Consider the following 17,982-nt stretch of genomic DNA (forward strand, 5'->3'; position numbering starts at 1 on the left):
CGGGGGGACGCATGGGGGAAATCGTGCACGGCGGCGCTCGATCGGTCGATCCGGTTCCGGTCGAGCTACGCAAGGGCCCGGCGGCCGACCAACCGGTGACGGCTCCTCGGGTGGCCGCGTCCGGGTCGGAACCGACCGGTCTGCTCTACGACCTGATCCGCTGGCCGATCCGGATCGTCGCGGTCGTCGTGTTGCTGCCGATCCGGCTGGCCTGGGAACTGCTCAAGGTGCTCGGCCGGGGCATTCGGGATCGGGTCCTGTCGCCGGCCGGTCGGCTTGTGCTGCTGCTCGGGCGCGGCCTCGGGTTCGCCATCCGGAATTGGCTGCTGATCCCGGCCGTGCGAGCGCTGCGGGCCGTGGGACGCGCGCTCGATGTGTGGATTTGGGATTTCCTCCTGGTCCCCCTCGCGAAGGCCGCCCGCGCCGCCGTGTTCGCACTCGGCCGCGGATTGCGGTGGCTGGCCGTCGAGGTGGTGTGGCGCGGGCTGTGGTTGGTCGCCCGGTACGGGGTCGTCCGGCCGTTGCGCCGGCTCGGCGCGGGGCTGCTCGCCCTGGCCCGGCTCGCGATCCGCGCCGCCGCGCTGCTGGGCGCCGCGATCGCACGCGCCTGCCACTTCCTGGTCGTCGTACCCGCCCGTTGGGGTTGGCGGGCCGCCCGGGTGGTCGGTCGCGGCTTCCGGCGGTGGCTGCACTACGTGCTGATCGTGCCGCTGAAGTGGCTGTGGCGCGGGGTGGCGGCCGGGGCGCGGGTCGCCGGACGCGGTCTGGTCGTGCTCGGGCGAGGCGTCGGCTTCGTGCTCCGGCACGCCGTGCTGACGCCGGCCCGGTGGTTGTGGCGTGCCCTGGTCGGCGCCGCCGGCCTGGTCGGGCGTGGCCTGCTCCTGGGCGCACGGTTCGCCGTACGTGCGCTGTACCTCGGCGTCGTCGTCCCGATCCGCTGGGCCGGGCGAGGCGCGCTGCACACGCTGCGGCTCGTCGGGCGCGGCCTCGTGGTCGTCGGGCGCGCCATCGGGGTCGCGTTCGTGCTGGTCGTCGCCCGACCGGTGGTCTGGGCCTGGCATCGGGTCGTCCGGCTCGTCCGCGCGCTGGGCCGGGCGCTGCGCTTCCTGATCGTCCTCCCCCTGCGCTGGGCCGGCCGCAAGGCCGTGCTCCTGGCCCGATGGATCATCCGGGCACTGCGCTTCCTGATGGTCCTCCCAGTGCGCTGGGCCGGCCGCAAAGCCGTGCTCCTGGCCCGATGGATCGGCCGAACATTGCGCCTGCTGACCGTGCTGCCCGCGCGTTGGGCCGGGCGCAAGAGCGCGTCTGCGGCCCGGCTGGTGATCGGGCGACCGTTGGTCTGGGCGAGGACGGCGGTCCTGGCGCCCGCCATCCGCACGATCGCGCACACCTGGCGCGCGACGCTCGCCCCGATCGGCGCGATCTCGCGCACCGTCCGGGCCCAATCCCGCGCGGCCGGCCGCGACGTGCGCCGCGCCCTCTCCTTCGGCACCCGGTCGTCCGACAAGTAGCCGGGCCCGCCGCCCGCCCGCGACCCGCATCCGCCCGCACCAATACCTGCAAAGCGACCGAACCACCCCGAATCCTGTCCCGACCATGGGGTGTCCATTGCCTGCAACGGCTTCTGGAATGGGCCCAAATCTCGTTGAATGTCGTCGTGGATACGAATGTGGCGACGATTCGGCGTGTGACGACGGTGGCGGACGTGATCGCGGCCGGGGACCTGTTCGACGACCCGGTACGCCCGGACTGGGCGGCCCGCTTCCTGGGCGAGGCGGGGCATCACATCCTGCTCGCCTACCTGGGCGCCGCCCCGGTCGGGATGGTCACCGGCGTCGAGACGACGCACCCGGACAAGGGCACCGAGATGTTCCTGTACGAACTGGCCGTCGCCGAGGACCACCGGCGCCACGGCATCGGCCGCGCCCTCACCGAGGCGCTGGCCGAGCTGGCCCGCAAACGCGGCTGTTACGGCATGTGGGTACTCACCGACCGCGACAACGACGCCGCCGTCGCGACCTACCGCACCGCCGCCGCCGACACCGAGTCCGACCACGTCATGTTCGGCTGGACCTTCGACGACTGAGCCGGCGCGCTCGTCCGTGTCGGGTCGGCCGAATCGGGCACACGTATCCGCGAGCCGGGTCGGCGAGCTCCGGATCCGTCCACCATCCGCCCCCGCGTGGCGTGCGACCGCCCGGTCGAGCCCCTCGCGACGCCCCGAGGAAGCAGGTGCGTGCCATGGCCGAGGTCGTGCGTGAGATCGAGCGCAAGTATGTCGCGCCGGAGGGGGTCGGGGTGCCCGACTTCGCCGGGATGTCGGCCGGAGTGCGGGTCGAGGTCGGCAAGACCGTCGAGCTGGACGCGATGTACTTCGACACGCCCGGTCTCGCGCTGGCCGCGCACGGGATCACGCTGCGCCGGCGGACCGGGGGCGCGGATGCCGGGTGGCATCTGAAGCTGCCCGCCGAGGTGGACGCGCGGGACGAGGTGCGGGTGCCGCTGGGCGCGTCCGAGCGGGTGGTGCCGACCGAGCTCGCGGTGCGGATCCGGGCGCACACCCGCGACGGCGAGCCGGTGCCGACCGTGCGGCTGCGGACCGTGCGCGAGGTGCGGCTGGTCCGGGCGGGCGGGCCGACCCTGGCCGAGATCGCGCACGACTCGGTGACGGCCGAGGTGTTCGTCAAGTCCGGCGTGACCACGGTGTCCTGGACCGAGGTCGAGGTCGAACTGGTGGACGGTGAGCCGGCGCTGCTCGACGCGCTGGATCGGCGGCTGGTCAAGGGCGGTTGGCGGCGGGCCCCGACGGCGTCCAAGCTCGGACACGCGCTGACCGAGGCGGGTCTGCGACCGCGCCGCAAGGTCGCGAAGCCGCGCGCCGGAAGCGCCGGGGCGGTGGCACTGGACTACGTGCGCGAGCAGATCGACACGCTGCTCGCGTACGACCCCCGGGTCCGGCTCGACGAACCCGACGCGGTGCACCGGATGCGGGTCGCCACCCGGCGGCTGCGCAGCGCGTTCCGGGTTTTCGCACGTCTGCTCGACGAACGGGTGACCGGCATCCTGGGCGCCGAACTCAAATGGCTGGCCGCCGAGTTGGGCCGGGCTCGGGACCAGGAGGTGTTGGCCCAACGGCTGCGCGACCGCATCGACGCGCTGCCCGCGGAGGCGGTACTGGGACCGGTGGAGGCCCGGCTGACCGCGTGGGACGCCCGGCGCACCGCCGAGGCCCGGGTCCGGATCCTGGGCGAACTCGACGGCGCGCGCTACTTCGCCCTCCTGGACGCGCTGGACACCCTGGTCGCCCGCCCACCGTTCACCGCCCGAGCGGCCCAACCGGCCCGCCGTCCGGCCGCGGCGGCCCTGCGTCGCAGCGACCGGCGGATCTCCAGGCGGGCCCGCGTCGCGCTGCGCTCCCCCGCCGGGCCGGCCCGCGACGCCGCCCTGCACGAGGTGCGCAAGGCCGCCAAGCGGGTCCGCTACGCCGGCGAGGCCACCCGCCCGGCCCTGGGCAAACCCGCCAAGCGGCTCGCCAAGCGAGCCAAGGAGTTGCAAAGCCTGCTGGGCACCCACCAGGACACCGTGCAGACCCGAAAGGCCCTGCGCCGACTGGCCATCGCGGCGCACAGCGCGGGCGAGAGCGCCTTCACGTGGGGCCTGCTCTACGGCGAGGAGGTCGCTCTCGCACGGCGCATCGAGGCGGAATTCCCGGCCCAGTGGGCCGACTACGCCCGCCCGCGAGTACGCCGGGGCCTGTAGCCGACCGGGGCCGCCCGGGCCTCGATCCGAGCGCGCGCAGATCACGAGTCGGGCGTTCCGCTTTTGGGTTGCCGAGCCAACCGCTACGGTCGGTCCCAGCGCACGTGGGGCGGGCGCGCGACTGCGCGCACCGAGGGTGTGGGATCCAGGGGTGGGCATGGACGACTGGCGTTTCGACGTACCTACGAGCGGCAGCAAGCACCTGCCTCCGGATCCCGGGTACATCAAGGGACTGGCCAGTCAGGGCTACCGCTTCGAAGAAGCCGTGGCCGACCTGGTGGACAACTCGATCGACGCCGGCGCCTCGGACGTCGTCGTGCATTTCCAACGCAGCGGCGACCTGCTGACCTCGCTGGTCATCGTGGACAACGGACGCGGGATGACCGAGGCCGAGTTGGACACCGCGATGACCGTGGGCAAGCGGCGCGCGTACGACGACCGGGCGCTCGGCATGTTCGGGATGGGCCTGAAGGCGGCGTCCTTCAGCCACGCGGACAGCGTCACCGTGATCAGCCGGGCCAAGCGGGCCGGCACGGTGGGCCGGCGCTGGCGTACCGAGCAGGCGCAGGAGAGCTTCCAGTGCGACATCGTCGAGTTGGAGTTCGCCAAACGATTCCTGGATCGCTACGACGAGTACGTGATGTGGAACGGCACGGCGGTGCGCTGGGACGGCGTCCGCGACTTCCCGGCCCGCGGCGACGCCGGGCAGACCGACATCTACCTGACCAAGACGATGCGCTCGTTGGCCGACCACCTCGGTCTGCACCTGCACCGGTTCCTGGCCGACGGGCGGATCCGGATCACCATCGCGGTCTCGGGCAGCGACGAGGAAACGCCCCCGATGACCTGGCAGGTGATCGGCGTCGACCCGTTCGGCTACCCGATCTCCGGACTCCCGGGCTACCCGCGCACGTTCACCACCACCCTGGAGGGGGTCGGTCCGCTGGAGCTGACCGCCCACGTGTGGACGCCGCGCTCCAACGCCGAGCAGTTCCGCCTGCCCGGCGGCATCGTGGCCCGCCAGGGCCTGTACGCCTACCGCAACGACCGCCTCGTGCAGGCCGGCGGCTGGCACGGGCTGCGTCAGAGCGAGCAACACCTGTCGCTGGCCAGGATCGAATTCGACCTGCCGGCCGAGTCGGAACACGCCTTCGGACTCACCGTCAAGAAGGCCGAACTCCAGCCGATCCCGGGCTTCGTGGACGCGGTCGAACGCGCGACCGACGCCGAGGGCCGGACCTTCCTGGACTTCCTGAAGGACGCCGAGGGGGCCTACCGCCAGGCCCGCACCACCACCCGCGAGCGCAAGGCGGTGTTGCCGCCCGGGAAGGGCTTCGCCCCGGAGCTGCGTGCCGCGATCGAGGAGGAACTCCCGTTCGTGCCGGGTGAGGAGCCGATCGACGTGCGCTGGGTGCCGCTGGGCGGCGACGTGTTCTTCGAGATCGACCGGGAGGAGCGCAGGCTGCTGCTGAACAAGCAGTTCCGCGCGGCGCTGCTCGGCGGACGACGCGCCGTCCTCAACGACGTGCCGGTGCTCAAGACGCTGCTGTACCTGCTGATGAACGAGGCGTTCACGGGCGAGCGGATCGGCCCCCGGGTCAAGGACAACCTGGACCTGTGGCAGTCGCTGTTGTTGGCCGCGGTGAAGAACGAGACGGCGAAGTACGGCTCCGAGGGGGCCTCTTGAGTGCGGACCGGCGCAGCAGGCATCTGAGCTGCGACGCGCTGCGCGACCATCTCGACAACCGGATGCCGATGCTGATCCCGGTCGAGGGCGACCCGCCGTTGTTCTGGCACCTGGAGGCGGGCGGACAGCGGCCCGCGCTGCGTATCCCGGTCGAGCCCGGGACGAAGGCACCGCGGTTGGGGATGCAGGGCATTCGGGCGGTGTGCGTGCTGGACGGGGGTCAACAGTTCCTGCACGTGTTCATCGAACGCGTGGATCTGCTGCGCGAGTTCCACATCGTGTGTTGTGAGATCGCCGATCGCATCCAGAAGGAGGACACGGCGCCGGTCGTTGCCGTGCAGACCACGGTGCTGGCGTGGCGCAGGTTGTTGGCCCGGGGGCGGCGGATGTCGCTGGAGGAGGAGATCGGCCTGTTCGGCGAACTCCTCACGCTGACCGGCCTGGCGGCGGTCCGCGGCTGGCACGCGGCCATCGCGGCGTGGCAACACCCAAAGTGCACCGACCACGACTTCACCGTCGGCCCGTACGACGTCGAGGTCAAGACCGTGGCCGGGCCGGCCCGCATCCACACCATCCACGGCCTGGGCCAACTCGCGCCGCACTCGAAGCGACCACTGTGGTTCGTCTCGCATGTGCTGGAACAAAACGACCACGGCCGCACGGTGCTCGGCCTGATCGAGGGCATCCGCTCGACGATCCGGGTGCGTGCACCGGGCGCGCTGGACGACTTCGACGCCCGCCTGAAACTGGTCACCGGAAACGAGAGCGCGATCCCGCGCGAACATCACTGGGCCCCCGCCGGCGTCCCCCTGGCGTTTCCCGTCGACGCGGCCTTCCCCCGACTGACCGACGACATCTTCGCGCTGCTGCCCGAGCCCGCGGTGGCCCGCATCAGCGACATCGACTACCGCATCGACGTCGCCGATCTGATCCCCTCGATCGCGCCCTCCCCGGACGGGCTCGATCGCGCGGTCGACCTGCACGCGCTGCCGCCCGACGTCGCGTCGGACCTGTCCGAGCCGAACCACCCGAAGGACGAGCACCGATGACCGACGACCTCGCGCTGCTCGCGCTGCACCGGGCGGCCTTCGGCGGCATGTCGGTGCGACCGAAGAACCTGGCCAAGGCACTGGCCTACCAGGCCGACGAGCACACCGGGGCACTTCCCGACCTCGGCGAGGGGGCGCTGCGCCGCAGACTGCATCACGCCCACCCGGACGATCCGCTGCTGATCCTGTGGCGCGATCGGCTCAGCCGCTGGGACTTCGCCGACGGCGAGACCGCGCCGAACACCGAGGAACGCCGCACCTCGACCTACCAGGCCCTTGGCCTGGAGCCGGCGACCCGTGAACTGCTGGACCGTCGCTCGCCGTTCGCGCGGAGCAGCGGCGCCGTGGTGATCACCGACGAGGGTTGGGATCCCTGGTACACCCAGGAAGTGGCCCGACACCACAGCCACTACTGGGATGCCTACCGGGACACCCTGCTCGGCAAGAAGTGGGCCCCGGAGGCGGTCGCCGCACTCGATCGCAACACCAGCCGCGTGGTCGAACGACTGGCCGACCCGACCTGTGAACAGCCTTACCAGTCCAAGGGCTTGGTCGTCGGCTACGTGCAGAGCGGCAAGACCGCGAACTTCACCGGCGTGATCGCCAAGGCGATCGACGCGGGCTATCGGCTGGTGATCGTGCTCACCGGCACGATCGAGGCGCTGCGCGCCCAGACCCAGCGCCGCCTGGACATGGAACTGGTCGGGGTCGAGAACATCTACTACGGCCAGGACCCGGACTCGGGCACCCTGGCCTTCCGCGACTACGACTACCTGGACGACCGGGACCGGCTGGACGGCGGGTTCCTGCGGCACGGCGCGCTGCCGTCCCGGCTCGGCGGCTTCGACATCGTCCGGCTGACCCGGCATCAGGACGACTACCAGGCGCTGCGCCAGGGGCTCAGTGCGCTGGAGTTCGAGAAGGCCGACCGGTTCACCCCGCTGTACGCGCCGGAGAACCTGCACCGCAGCTCGGCCCGGCTGATGGTGGTCAAGAAGAACGCTTCGGTGCTCAAGAAGCTGGTCAAGGACCTGGGTCGGATCAAGACCGAGCGCGGCGAGATCCCGACGCTGATCATCGACGACGAGTCCGATCAGGCGTCGGTGAACACCTCGGATCCGAAGAAGTGGGCGCAGGACCAGGTCCAGCGCACCGCGATCAACGGGATCATCTCGGAGTTGCTCGGGATGTTGCCGCGCGCCCAGTACATCGGCTACACCGCGACGCCGTTCGCCAACGTGTTCATCGATCCGGCCGACGCCGAGGACATCTTCCCCAAGGACTTCGTCATCTCGTTGGACCGCCCGGACGGTTACATGGGCGTCGCCGACTTCCACGACATCGATTCCACCATCCCCGTCGACGAGCGCACGGTGGCCAATTCGGCCGGACTCGCGCACGTGCGTTCGGTGCGACCGCTGCACGACGACGACGAGACCGACCTGTGCACGGCGATCGACATGTTCGTGTTGACCGGCGCGATCAAGTTGTTCCGTGAGGACCACGGCCTGGGCGCCGACCACTTCCGGCACCACACGATGCTCGTGCACGAGTCGGTGAAGACGCATGTACACCGGGACCAGGCCGAGTTGATCAACGCGATCTGGCGCCGCGCGGGCTACCTCGGCTCGGGCGCGCAGGCGCGGCTGCGGCAGTTGTACGAGCAGGATGTGCGGCCGGTCAGCGAGGCGCACGCGGCGGGCGCGGCGATCCCCGCGTCCTACACCGACATCGCGCCGTACATCGGCATCGCCGCGATGCGGATCGAGGACTCGATCGGCAGCCCGGTCGTGGTGATCAACGGCGACAAGGAGATCGAGCAGCGCACGGCCGACTTCGACCGGCAGAAGGTCTGGCGAATCCTGGTCGGTGGCGCCAAGCTCTCGCGCGGTTTCACCATCGAGGGCCTGACCGTCTCCTACTACCGGCGCAAGACGCTCGCCGCCGACACGCTCATGCAGATGGGGCGTTGGTTCGGATTCCGCAAGAACTACCGGGACCTGGTCCGGCTCTACATCGGCCGGGACGAGGGTGGCCGCAACGGCGACCTGTACGAGGCGTTCGAGGCGATCTGTCGGGACGAGGAGGAGTTTCGCGACCAACTCCGGCTGTACGCCGAACTCGTCGACGGGGCGCCGCAGGTGACGCCGGCCCAGATCCCGCCGCTGGTCACCCAGCGACTGCCCTGGCTCAAGCCGACGGCACGGAACAAGATGTTCAACGCGGAGTTGGTGGAGACCCGGTCGCCGGGGTTGTGGGTGGAGCGGGCCGGATATCCGACGAAGGCGGCCGAACTGCGGCACAACGTCCAACAGTTCGCCCCGGTGATCGAGGCATTGCAGCCCGAACAGGTCGAACTGGCCTTTCCGCAGGAGGATCGGCTGCGCCGATTCCCGGCCTACCTGGGTCGGATCACGAACGAGCGGCTGCTGCCGGTGCTGCGTGAGCTGCGCTGGTCCGACCCCGGCCAGTTCGGCCCCGACCTGATGTACCTGGAAAACCCCAAGATCTCCGGCCACATCGAGGATTGGGTGGTGATCGCCCCGCAGTTGCAGAGTCCCGACCGCGATTCGGTGACCCTGCACGGTTTCGGCCCGCTCGCCGTGGTCAGCCGCAGCCGACGTACCGGCACCCTGTTCAACCAGGTCAGTTTTCCGCAACACCGCTATGTCGCCCGGCGCATCGCCGGCAGCGCCGCCTCGATCGGCGACACCGTCGCCGACGGCCTGGTCGCGCCCCGGCGCGGTTGTCTGCTGCTCTACCCGACCATGGAGCCCGATCGCAACGAACTGGTGATGGCCTTCGCCCTGGTCCCGCCCAGCACCGCGATCTCCCCCGACCGCCGCCTGGTCGCCTTTCGCGCCAAGGACTCCTCCCGAGCCGCCTCGGCCATCGTGGCCACCCCGGTCTGACGCCGCGCGCATCCGGTCGTCAGGCTCGGCCGGTCGAGGGCTCGGCCGGCACGCGGGGACGGGGCGCCGGCCCCCTCCCGGCCGCCGGCCGACTGCGGCGCCCGCTGTCCATCGGCGACCGGCCGGTGGTCTCGGCGGCCTTGGTGCCGCCGTCGCCCACCTGTTCGGCCGCCGGGCCGACAGGCCCGACCGGACCCGGAGCATCGCCAAGCGGTGATCGCGAGCGGCGCCGCCCTCCGCCCCAGCGAGGCCGACGCCCTCGGCTCCAACTGGTCCCGGACGACCCGGCGGTGCGCTACAACCGGGCGTTCATCCTGCAGGAGGTGGGGCGTTGGGACGACGCGCCGGCCGATCTGGATGTGGCCGCGGAGCTGGTTCCGGACGACGAGGACATCCGCGCGGCTCGCCGGGAGTGTCTGGCGAGGGTACCCGCCGCGACCTGATCGGCGACGGGGACCGGGATCCGTTCGCCGCGTACCCGAGAGCCCGCACGAACGACGAGGCCACAGCCCGTGCGCCGTGGCCTCGCCGGTATCAGTGCGGTGCTTCCGCCGGTGCACCCGGGGCGGATACGCCCGAAGCCGTTGCACCCGCAGTCAATGCGCCCGCAGTCGATGCGCCCGGAGCTAGTGCACCCAGAGCGACCACACGGTGCCGCCGTTGTTGAGACACAGGTACACCGGGCCGTGTGCCGGCGCGGCGGCCCGGCCGGCCGCGTCGCAGGACGCCTGCGTCGGGTAGTAGCCGTACAGGAAGAAGCTGCCGCCCGGTGACGGATCGGCCATCGCGGGCTGCGCGGCAGCCCCTACACCCAACAACGCCGCGGTCAACGCGACACCCGCCATAGCCTTGCGCATGTGCTCGACTCCATTTCTCGCCCCGAGGGCAACTCGGGTCAGTGGAACGGTAATTCGGGCCGTGCTGCGGTACCGGCGCGCACTCGGAAAACGCTAGCCGCCGGCCGGGTCGCGAGCAATAGGTCTATACCAATCGAATCGATCCACACGCTTCTCACACGGAGCGCGGACGACCGGCTCGCGCACCGCGCCGGAATGCTTCGCCGACCGCGACCGTTGAACGTAGGACGGCCGGCGGCGCCACGATCGCCGGCGGCACCGGAGGAGATGCGCATGCCGACACCCCCGCAGGGCCACCTCGTGACGACCGTGCACAGCACACAGACCGTGACGATCGAGATCGACGGCGAGATCGTCGCTCGATCCGAGCGCCCGGTGGTGCTCTACGAGACCGGACTGCCGATCCGGTACTACCTCCCGCCGGACGACGTGGAGTTGACCCGCTTCGAGCCCACCGACACGCACACCACGTGTCCGTTCAAGGGTGAAGCCTCCTACTGGACCTACCAGGGCAACGGCGGCACCGGCCCGCGCACCGACGTGGCCTGGGCATACACCGATCCGATCGACTCGGTCCCCGACATCGCCGGCCACCTGTGCTTCTACGACACGGTCGCCCGGATCACGGTCGAGGGAGAGCCGCCCGCGCCGCCGGCCTGACCCACGATGGCGTGCGCGCGGGGCGGGCCGCCGGACCGGTCCGCCCCGCGCTCATGCTCAGCAGCTCAGGTTGTTCCCGGCGGTGGTGCCGAGAACTGCCACGAACGACTGGTAGCTGTTGATCCGGCTCTGCACCTGTGCGGGGTTGCCGCCGTTGCATTCCAACGCGCCGTTGATGCTGCGGATCGTCTCGCCGAAGCCCGCCCCGTTGACCATCGCGTTGTGCGGGGTCATGGTGCCGGGGCCGTTCTGGGTGTTCCAGTACCAGAGGCCGGTCTTCCAGGCGACGGCCGGATCGTTCTGGACCAGGTTGGGATTGTTCAGCAGGTTGATGCCCAGGGCGTCACCCGCCGCCTTGTAGTTGAAGTTCCAACTCAGTTGGATCGGGCCGCGCCCGTAGTAGGCGGCCTGACCGGCCGGACACCCGTACGGCTGATTGGCATCGCAGTAGTGCGGGTAGTTCGCGGTGTTCTGCTCGACGATGTGGACCAGGCCACCGGTCTCGTGGTTGACGTTGGCCAGGAAGGCCGCCGCCTCCTGCTTCCTGACCGTGTCGCTGCCGGTCTTGGCGAAGCCCGGGTAGGCGCTCAACGCGGCGGTCAGGCCGGCGTACGTGTAGAACGGGTTCCGGCTCGGGAACATCTGGTTGAACTGCGCCTCGCTCACCACGAAGTCGCCCGGATTGCCGCCGTTGCCGCCCGTGCTTCCGCCGGTGGTGCCACCGGTGGTGGATCCGGTGCAGGTGAACGGCTCCCAGAACCAGGTGCTGATCACCGGGTCGTAGCCCGGGTTCGCGTTCTTCGCCCGGTAGAGGTTGCCGTTCGTGTAGCGCACCACGTCACCGACCGCGTAGTCGTGGCCCGCGACCCAGTTCGGATACGTACAGGTGCCGCCCCCGCCGCCGGTCGAACCGCCGGTCGAGCCACCGGTGGTCGGGTCGCTCCCGCCACCACACGAACCCTGGTCCGCCCAGACGTCGGTGGTGCCGGGCGTCTCACCCTGCGTCCACCACTTCGCACCCCAGTTGTGGCCGTTGTACGAGGCGGTCGCCCCACCCGTGTAGACGGCCGACGAACTCCATCCGGTCGCGCAGCCGGCCGCGGCCGCGGTCGAGGCGAACGGCAACACCGCCGCACACGCGCCCACGACCGCGATGGCCAACAGGAACACCATGATCCGGCTTCTGGGCACGGCGAGCCCGGAGGACGGCCCGGACCTGGAAAGTCTCGACATGGAAAGCCAACTCCCTCACGCGGGGGACATACCGCGCTTGATCGACGACGGGAAGTACCGCTAGGCGTACTCCAACTGCCGTACCGGGACCGGCGCGTGCCTCGTTCGAGGCCCCTGGACGGGATGTTGCGGGGCTCACTCAATACGAATGGTCTATACCAGTCAAGGGTCTGCGCGACATTCGTCCCACCCTCCGGGCGCCGCGCGTCGTCCGGCAACGACGACGGGAGCCGCCCCGCCCGCTCGGCGGTACCGGCTCCCGTCGCAACATCGAGGGCTGCTTCGCCGCGTCCACCAGGGCCGGCGCGATGTCGACGATCACGTCACCGCGCGCCGTACGACTCCATCAGCGCGGCCCGGCACGCCGGTTCGTCCGCCGGTGCGAGATGACTCATTGTCGCGCCGGTGCCCCCGCCGGCTCCTGCGCGGGGCCGGCGGGGGCACCGGCCCCGGCTCGCCGCCCGTCGAGCGCGAAGAATCGCCTCGCGTTGCCGCCCAGGACCGATTCCCGTTGCTCCGGGGTCAGTTCCGGGCAGGCCCGGACCACCTCACCGGGGTCCGACTCCCCCAGCGGGAACGGGAAGTCGGTACCGAGCATGACCCGGTCGGGCCCCATCACTTCGACCAGCAGCCGCAGCGCGCGCGGGTCGAACACGGCCGAGTCGACGTAGAACCGGCGCACGTACTCGGACGGCGGTCGGGGCGAGTCGGCCCGGACCAGGTCCCGGTTGTGCCAGGCGTTGTCGGCTCGACCCAACAGGAACGCGAAGCTGCCGCCGCCGTGGCAGAAGCACAACTTCAGCGACTCGGGCAGCTTCTCGAACGCGCCCTGGAGGATCATCCCGAGGATGCTGAGCTGGGTCTCGGCGGGCATCCCCACCAGCCACGGCAACATGTGCCCGCGCATGCGCTCGCCGCCGAGCATGTCCCACGGGTGCACGAGTACCGGGATCTCCTCGGTGGCGCAGTGCGCGAGGAATTCCACGATCCCGTCGTCGCCGAGGTAGCGCTCGCCGACGTGGTTGCCGATGTGCACGCCTCGGTGCCCGGCCGCCGCCGCCCGGGACGCGGTCTCGCAGGCCGCGCCGATGTCCTGGAGCGGGACCTGACTCAGCGGCAACAACCGCTCCGGGTCGAGCGAGCAGTAGTCGAGGATGCGGTCGTTGACCAGGTCGCACCACTCGACGGCGCGGGCGGGCTCGGCCGCGTAGCCGAACATCAGCGGTGTCGAGGAGATCGCCTGCACGTCCACGCCGAGCGCGTCCATGTCGGCCAACCGACGCTCGGGATCCCACAGCGGCGCGATCACCGGTCGGTACTCGTCCTCGCCGCTCATCATCATCCCGGTGCCGTCACCGTGGACCCGCAGCCACGGCTCGCCCGCACCCGTCAGGATGCGGCTCTCGGCCTGCGAGATCCTCGGGAAGACGTGCGAGTGGACGTCGATGACAGTCACGGAACCTCCGTGGTTCACCGCCGGGCTCGGCCGGCGGTCGGGGCAGTGGTGGAGATCGGGTCACGCGGCAGCGGGTCGGGCGGCAGCGGTGGTACCCGGGGTCAGGCGGAGGTGTCGGTGCGCGGCACGGTCCGCGGGCGCAGCGCGTCCGGCCACTGCCGACCCGGGTGGGTGGCACCGCAGTGCGGGCACGTGCGGTCGCCGTCGTAGAACGCCTCGAACAGCGGTGGCAGGTCGTCGACGATCGAACGCACCTGTACCGGCGAGCGGTTCACCAGGTGGTGACACTCGACGCAGTACCACTCGAACGCGTCGATCAGGCCCTCGGTCCGGCCGAACTCGACCACCAGACCGATGCTGCCCGGCTCCGGCCGCTGCGGCGAGTGCCGCACGTGCGGCGGTAGCAGGAAGACGTCGCCCTCGTTGATCTGGACGTCGACCGGCGGCTTGCCCTCTTCCTCCATCACCCGGAGCACCATGTTGCCCTGGAGCTGGTAGAAGAACTCCTCGATCGGGTCGTCGTGGAAGTCGGTGCGCTGGTTGGGCCCGCCCACCACGGTGACCAGCAGGTCGGCCTCCTGCCAGATCTGGATGTTGCCGACCGGGGGCTTCAGCAGGTCACGGTGCTCGTCGATCCATCGGGTGAAGTTGAACGGCAGGCCGTTGGTCAGTTTCGGCAGGCTCATCTCGCGGTTCCTTTCTCGCACGGTCGCTCGGTCGGCTCGGTGACTTCAGTCGCTTCGGTCGCCTTGGCCGCCTTGGTCGCCTTGGCCGCTTCGGGGCCGGACCGCGTCGGCCGGGTCCGACCCGGTGGAGCGGGCCCGCTGCGGCAGGTACGCGACGCAGGAGATCTCGATCAGCAGGTGCGGGTGCGGGAGTTGGTGCACCGCGACGGTCGTGCGGGTGGGGCCGGTCTCGTCGAAGTACTCGGCGTAGACCTCGTTGTAGCCGCCGAAGTCGTTCATGCTGACCAGGTAGGTGGTGAGCGAGACCGCATCGGCCAGGCCGCCGCCGGCCGCGGCCAGCAGGTCGGCGATGTTCTCGATCACCGCCCGGGTCTGCGCCCGGATGTCCAGGTCGGTGGTCCCCATCGCGTCCGCGCTCGCGCCGACGAAGGTGCCGTCCGGCCGCCGGGAGCTGGTGCCGGACACGTAGACGAAGTCGCCGGCCCGCTTGACGTGCGGGAATCGGCCGCGCGGGGTGGCCTTGCCGGCGACCAGGATGCCGTCGTCGGCGCTCATCGGGTGGTCACCTCCGCACGACCGAGGCCGGCCGCGGACACGCGCACGTGCACACCCTTGGGCAGTGGCATCGCGGCGGTGGCAGCCCCCGCGAGCACGACCCAGCCGGGCCGGAGTTCGAGACCGGCCTCGGCGGCCAGTCGGGCCGCCGCGATCAGCGAACGCAGCGGGTTGCCCAGGATCGCCGCCGAGGAGCCGCTCGCCACGACCCGCCCGTCGATCTCGACGAGCAGACCCAGGTTGCTCAGGTCCAGCCCGGCCGGGTCGTGCCAGGTGCCGAAGCCGAAGCCGGCCGCCGAGGCGTTGTCCGCGATCACGTCGGGGAGGGTGAAATCGAAGTCGGCGTAGCGCGAGTCCAGGACCTCGTAGGCCACCGCGACGCCGGCGACCGCGCGGACCGCCTCGGCGGGGGTGATCGTGCCGGACAGCGGGCTGCCGATCAGGAAGGCGATCTCCGGCTCGATCCGGGGATGGATCAGGCCGCCGGGGTCGAGTACGCCGCCCTCCTCCACCAGCATCGCGTCGGTGAGCAGGCCCCAGATCACGTCGTCCACGCCCATCTGGATCATCTTGGCGCGGCTGGTGAAGCCCATCTTGACGCCGATCAGCGCCTCGCCCCGGGCCAGCCGGCGGTCGATCACCGCGCGCTGTACCCGGTAGGCGGTGGTCAGGTCCAGGTCGGTGCTGTCGGTGGGGCGGGCCACCGTCCGGTGTGCGAGGGCGGCTTCGTCGAGGGTGTCGGCGAGGCGGGCGACGAGTTCGGCGTCGGTGTCGAGTCGGTTGTCGGTCACGAGGTCTCCTCCTGCGAGGTCGTCGCCGCGAAGGCGACCCGTACGTCGCCCAGCCCGTCGATCCGGGCCTCCAGCACATCCCCCGGGGCGACCGTCACCATCGGGCCGAGCGCGCCGGTGAGCACGGTGTCCCCGGCGCGCAGCGGGCGGCCCAGCCGGACGAGGGTGTCCGCGAGCCAGATCGCCGCGTTCAGCGGGTGGCCCAGGCAGGCCGCGCCGGTGCCGGTGGAGACCGGTTCGCCGCGCCGCTCCAGCACCATGCCGGCCAGGCGCAGGTCCAGGTCGCCGAGCGCCCTGGGCCGGTTGCCCAGCACGTACATCCCGGAGGAGGCGTTGTCCGCGACGGTGTCCGCGAGGGTGATGTCCCAGTCCCGCACCCGGCTGCCGCACACCTCGATCGCGGGCAGCGCGAAGGCGGTGGCCCGAATCAGGTCGGCGACGGTGTGCCGCTCGTGCGTCAGGTCGGCGTCCAGCACCAGGGCCACCTCGGCCTCGGCCCTGGCCTGGAGCACCGCGCCGACCGGGATCTCGGCGCCGTCGGGCACCGCCATGTCCGCGTACAACATGCCGAAGTCAGGCTCCTGCACCCCGAGTTGGCGCTGCACGGCGGCGGAGGTGAGGCCGATCTTGCGGCCGACCAGGCGGCGGCCCTCGGCGAGGCGACCCAGGGTCAGCCGCTCCTGGACCGCGTACGCGTCCTCGACGCCGGTGATCAGGTCGCGGATCGGCGCGCACGGCACGCCGCTCCGCTCCGCGTGGAGCAACCGTTCGGCGGCCGCTTCGATTGCATTGCTCGTTGCCTGTGTCGCTGTCACTGTCGGGAACCGATCCTTCGGATCTTGATGCGGATGCGGATCTTGAATCAGATCTTGATGCAGATATTGACCGGCTCGGAGAAGAAGTCCAACGAGTACTCGCCGCCCTCCCGGCCGATCCCGGATGCCTTGATCCCGCCGAACGGCGTCCGCAGGTCGCGCAGATTCCAGCAGTTGACCCACACGATCCCGGCCTCGACGCGCGGGGCGACCCGATGCGCCCGGGACAGGTCGCGGGTCCAGACGGTGGCGGCCAGGCCGTACCGACTGTCGTTGGCGAGCGCGATCGCCTCGTCCTCGGTGTCGAACGGCAGCACGTGGCAGATCGGCCCGAAGACCTCCTCCTGTACGGTGCGCGCGCTCTGCGGCAGGCCGGTGAGCACGGTCGGCTCGACGTGGAACCCGCCGTCGCGCTCGTCGCCGAAGCTCGGCACCCCACCGCCGGCGACGACCGTGGCGCCCTCCTCGACCGCCAGCCGGTAGTAGGACAGCACCTTGTCCCGGTGCGCGGCCGAGATCATCGGCCCGTAGTCGGTCAACGCCCCTGCCCTTGACCCGAGTTCGGCCACGAAGGCGGCGAAGATCGAGCGCTCGACGTAGACCCGTTCGGTGCACAGGCAGATCTGGCCGGAGTGGGTGAACGCGGACCGGACGGTGCCCGCCACGGCCTCCTCGAAGTCCGCGTCGGCGAACACGATCGCCGGGTTCTTGCCGCCGAGTTCGAAGGACACCGGGGTGATGTGCTCGGCGGCCTTGCGCATGATCGCGGTGCCGGTCGCCGATTCGCCGGTGAAGGCGATCGCGTCGACGCCCGCATGCGCGGTGAGGAACTCGCCGGCCGCGCCCGCGCCATGACCGTGGATCAGGTTGAACGCACCGACCGGCAGCCCGGCTTCGTGGATCACCTCGGCCAGCAGCGTCGCGGTGCCCGGCGTCTCCTCGGACGGCTTGGCGACCACGGTGTTGCCGGCCGCGAGCGCGGGCGCGACCTTCCAGGTCAGCAGCAGGAGCGGGAGGTTCCACGGCGAGATGATCGCGACCACGCCCAGCGGGCGGCGCACGGTGTAGTTGAGCGCCTGGCCGACGCCGCCGCTCCAGCCGGGCACGGCGGTCGAGTGGGCGCGCTCGGGCCGGCCGTAGAGCAGGTCGGCGTAGGCCCGGAAGTTGCCGATCGCCCGCGGGATGTCGACGCCGGCCGCCAGTTCGCGCGGCTTGCCGGTGTCGGCGACCTCGGCGTCCACGAACTCGTCGAACCGGGCCTGGATCCCGTCCGCGATCCGCCGCATCGCCTCGGCCCGCACCTCGACACTCGCCACCCCCCACTCGGCCAGCGCCCCCCGCGCGGCCGCCACGGCGGCATCCACAACCCCCCGATCGGCCTCGGGCACGTCCCCCACGACGGCCCCGTCCACCGGGTTCACCAGCGCAAAGACGCCATCACCCGCCCGGGTGAACTCCCCCGCCACATAGTGCGCAGGCAGCACACCCTCCCCGGCCACCGACCGTCCCATCGCCCATTCCC

16 protein-coding genes are annotated in these 17,982 nt (G+C 71.1%); 8 read left to right on the forward strand and 8 right to left on the reverse strand.

Annotated features, from left to right (window positions below; genetic code table 11):
* The first annotated feature begins 11 nt into the window (after window positions 1–11).
* From ACH4U8_RS38780 to ACH4U8_RS38810, 7 genes are all read left to right on the forward strand, one after another.
* Window positions 12–1,511, forward strand: a complete 1,500-nt coding sequence (locus tag ACH4U8_RS38780) for a hypothetical protein (protein ID WP_395782839.1) — start codon at window positions 12–14, stop codon at window positions 1,509–1,511.
* Window positions 1,512–1,687: 176 nt separating this feature from the next.
* Window positions 1,688–2,086 carry a GNAT family N-acetyltransferase gene (locus ACH4U8_RS38785; RefSeq protein WP_360309763.1) on the forward strand — a complete coding sequence of 133 codons (399 nt, stop codon included), beginning with the start codon at window positions 1,688–1,690 and terminating at the stop codon, window positions 2,084–2,086.
* Between the two features lie 155 nt (window positions 2,087–2,241).
* Window positions 2,242–3,759, forward strand: coding sequence for a CHAD domain-containing protein (locus tag ACH4U8_RS38790; RefSeq protein ID WP_395782840.1), 1,518 nt, complete (start codon window positions 2,242–2,244; stop codon window positions 3,757–3,759).
* A 157-nt stretch (window positions 3,760–3,916) separates the two neighbouring features.
* The gene (locus ACH4U8_RS38795) at window positions 3,917–5,446 is read left to right on the forward strand and encodes an ATP-binding protein (RefSeq protein ID WP_360309767.1); all 1,530 of its coding nucleotides are present in this window, start codon (window positions 3,917–3,919) and stop codon (window positions 5,444–5,446) included.
* Window positions 5,443–6,495 (forward strand): PD-(D/E)XK motif protein, encoded by a 1,053-nt coding sequence (locus tag ACH4U8_RS38800; protein WP_395782841.1) that lies wholly within the window; start codon window positions 5,443–5,445, stop codon window positions 6,493–6,495. Before ACH4U8_RS38795 ends, ACH4U8_RS38800 begins: the two co-directional genes overlap by 4 nt.
* Complete coding sequence (locus ACH4U8_RS38805) at window positions 6,492–9,407, forward strand: Z1 domain-containing protein (RefSeq protein ID WP_395782842.1); 2,916 nt, start codon at window positions 6,492–6,494, stop codon at window positions 9,405–9,407. The genes ACH4U8_RS38800 and ACH4U8_RS38805 overlap by 4 nt, the downstream gene beginning before the upstream one ends.
* A gap of 290 nt (window positions 9,408–9,697) precedes the next feature.
* A complete protein-coding gene (locus tag ACH4U8_RS38810; protein ID WP_395782843.1) occupies window positions 9,698–9,850 on the forward strand; it encodes a hypothetical protein in 153 nt (50 codons plus the stop codon).
* Window positions 9,851–10,033: 183 nt separating this feature from the next.
* On the opposite strand, the gene ACH4U8_RS38815 is transcribed toward ACH4U8_RS38810, so the two are convergent.
* Window positions 10,034–10,264 (reverse strand): hypothetical protein, encoded by a 231-nt coding sequence (locus ACH4U8_RS38815; RefSeq protein WP_360309775.1) that lies wholly within the window; start codon window positions 10,262–10,264, stop codon window positions 10,034–10,036.
* A gap of 273 nt (window positions 10,265–10,537) precedes the next feature.
* Between ACH4U8_RS38815 and ACH4U8_RS38820 the strand changes: the two genes are divergently transcribed.
* Window positions 10,538–10,924: a DUF427 domain-containing protein gene (locus tag ACH4U8_RS38820; RefSeq protein WP_395782844.1), complete on the forward strand. Its 387-nt coding sequence runs from the start codon at window positions 10,538–10,540 to the stop codon at window positions 10,922–10,924.
* A 57-nt stretch (window positions 10,925–10,981) separates the two neighbouring features.
* On the opposite strand, the gene ACH4U8_RS38825 is transcribed toward ACH4U8_RS38820, so the two are convergent.
* The 7 genes from ACH4U8_RS38825 to ACH4U8_RS38855 form a co-directional block, all read right to left on the reverse strand.
* On the reverse strand, window positions 10,982–12,157 hold the full coding sequence (locus tag ACH4U8_RS38825) for a glycoside hydrolase family 19 protein (protein ID WP_395782845.1): 1,176 nt from the start codon (window positions 12,155–12,157) through the stop codon (window positions 10,982–10,984).
* A 391-nt stretch (window positions 12,158–12,548) separates the two neighbouring features.
* Window positions 12,549–13,613, reverse strand: a complete 1,065-nt coding sequence (locus ACH4U8_RS38830) for an amidohydrolase family protein (protein ID WP_395782846.1) — start codon at window positions 13,611–13,613, stop codon at window positions 12,549–12,551.
* 101 nt (window positions 13,614–13,714) lie between these two features.
* Window positions 13,715–14,299 (reverse strand): 3-hydroxyanthranilate 3,4-dioxygenase, encoded by a 585-nt coding sequence (locus ACH4U8_RS38835; RefSeq protein WP_360309783.1) that lies wholly within the window; start codon window positions 14,297–14,299, stop codon window positions 13,715–13,717.
* Between the two features lie 45 nt (window positions 14,300–14,344).
* Window positions 14,345–14,854, reverse strand: a complete 510-nt coding sequence (locus ACH4U8_RS38840; protein ID WP_395782847.1) for a RidA family protein — start codon at window positions 14,852–14,854, stop codon at window positions 14,345–14,347.
* Entirely contained in the window at window positions 14,851–15,645 is a 795-nt protein-coding gene (locus ACH4U8_RS38845) for a 2-keto-4-pentenoate hydratase (protein WP_395782848.1), read from the reverse strand. The genes ACH4U8_RS38840 and ACH4U8_RS38845 overlap by 4 nt, the downstream gene beginning before the upstream one ends.
* Window positions 15,642–16,460 (reverse strand): fumarylacetoacetate hydrolase family protein, encoded by an 819-nt coding sequence (locus ACH4U8_RS38850; protein WP_360309789.1) that lies wholly within the window; start codon window positions 16,458–16,460, stop codon window positions 15,642–15,644. The genes ACH4U8_RS38845 and ACH4U8_RS38850 overlap by 4 nt, the downstream gene beginning before the upstream one ends.
* Window positions 16,461–16,507: 47 nt before the next feature.
* Entirely contained in the window at window positions 16,508–17,971 is a 1,464-nt protein-coding gene (locus ACH4U8_RS38855; protein WP_395782849.1) for a 2-hydroxymuconic semialdehyde dehydrogenase, read from the reverse strand.
* Between the last annotated feature and the right edge of the window lie 11 nt (window positions 17,972–17,982).

This window comes from Embleya sp. NPDC020886 (assembly GCF_044333915.1).
GTDB lineage: Bacteria > Actinomycetota > Actinomycetes > Streptomycetales > Streptomycetaceae > Embleya.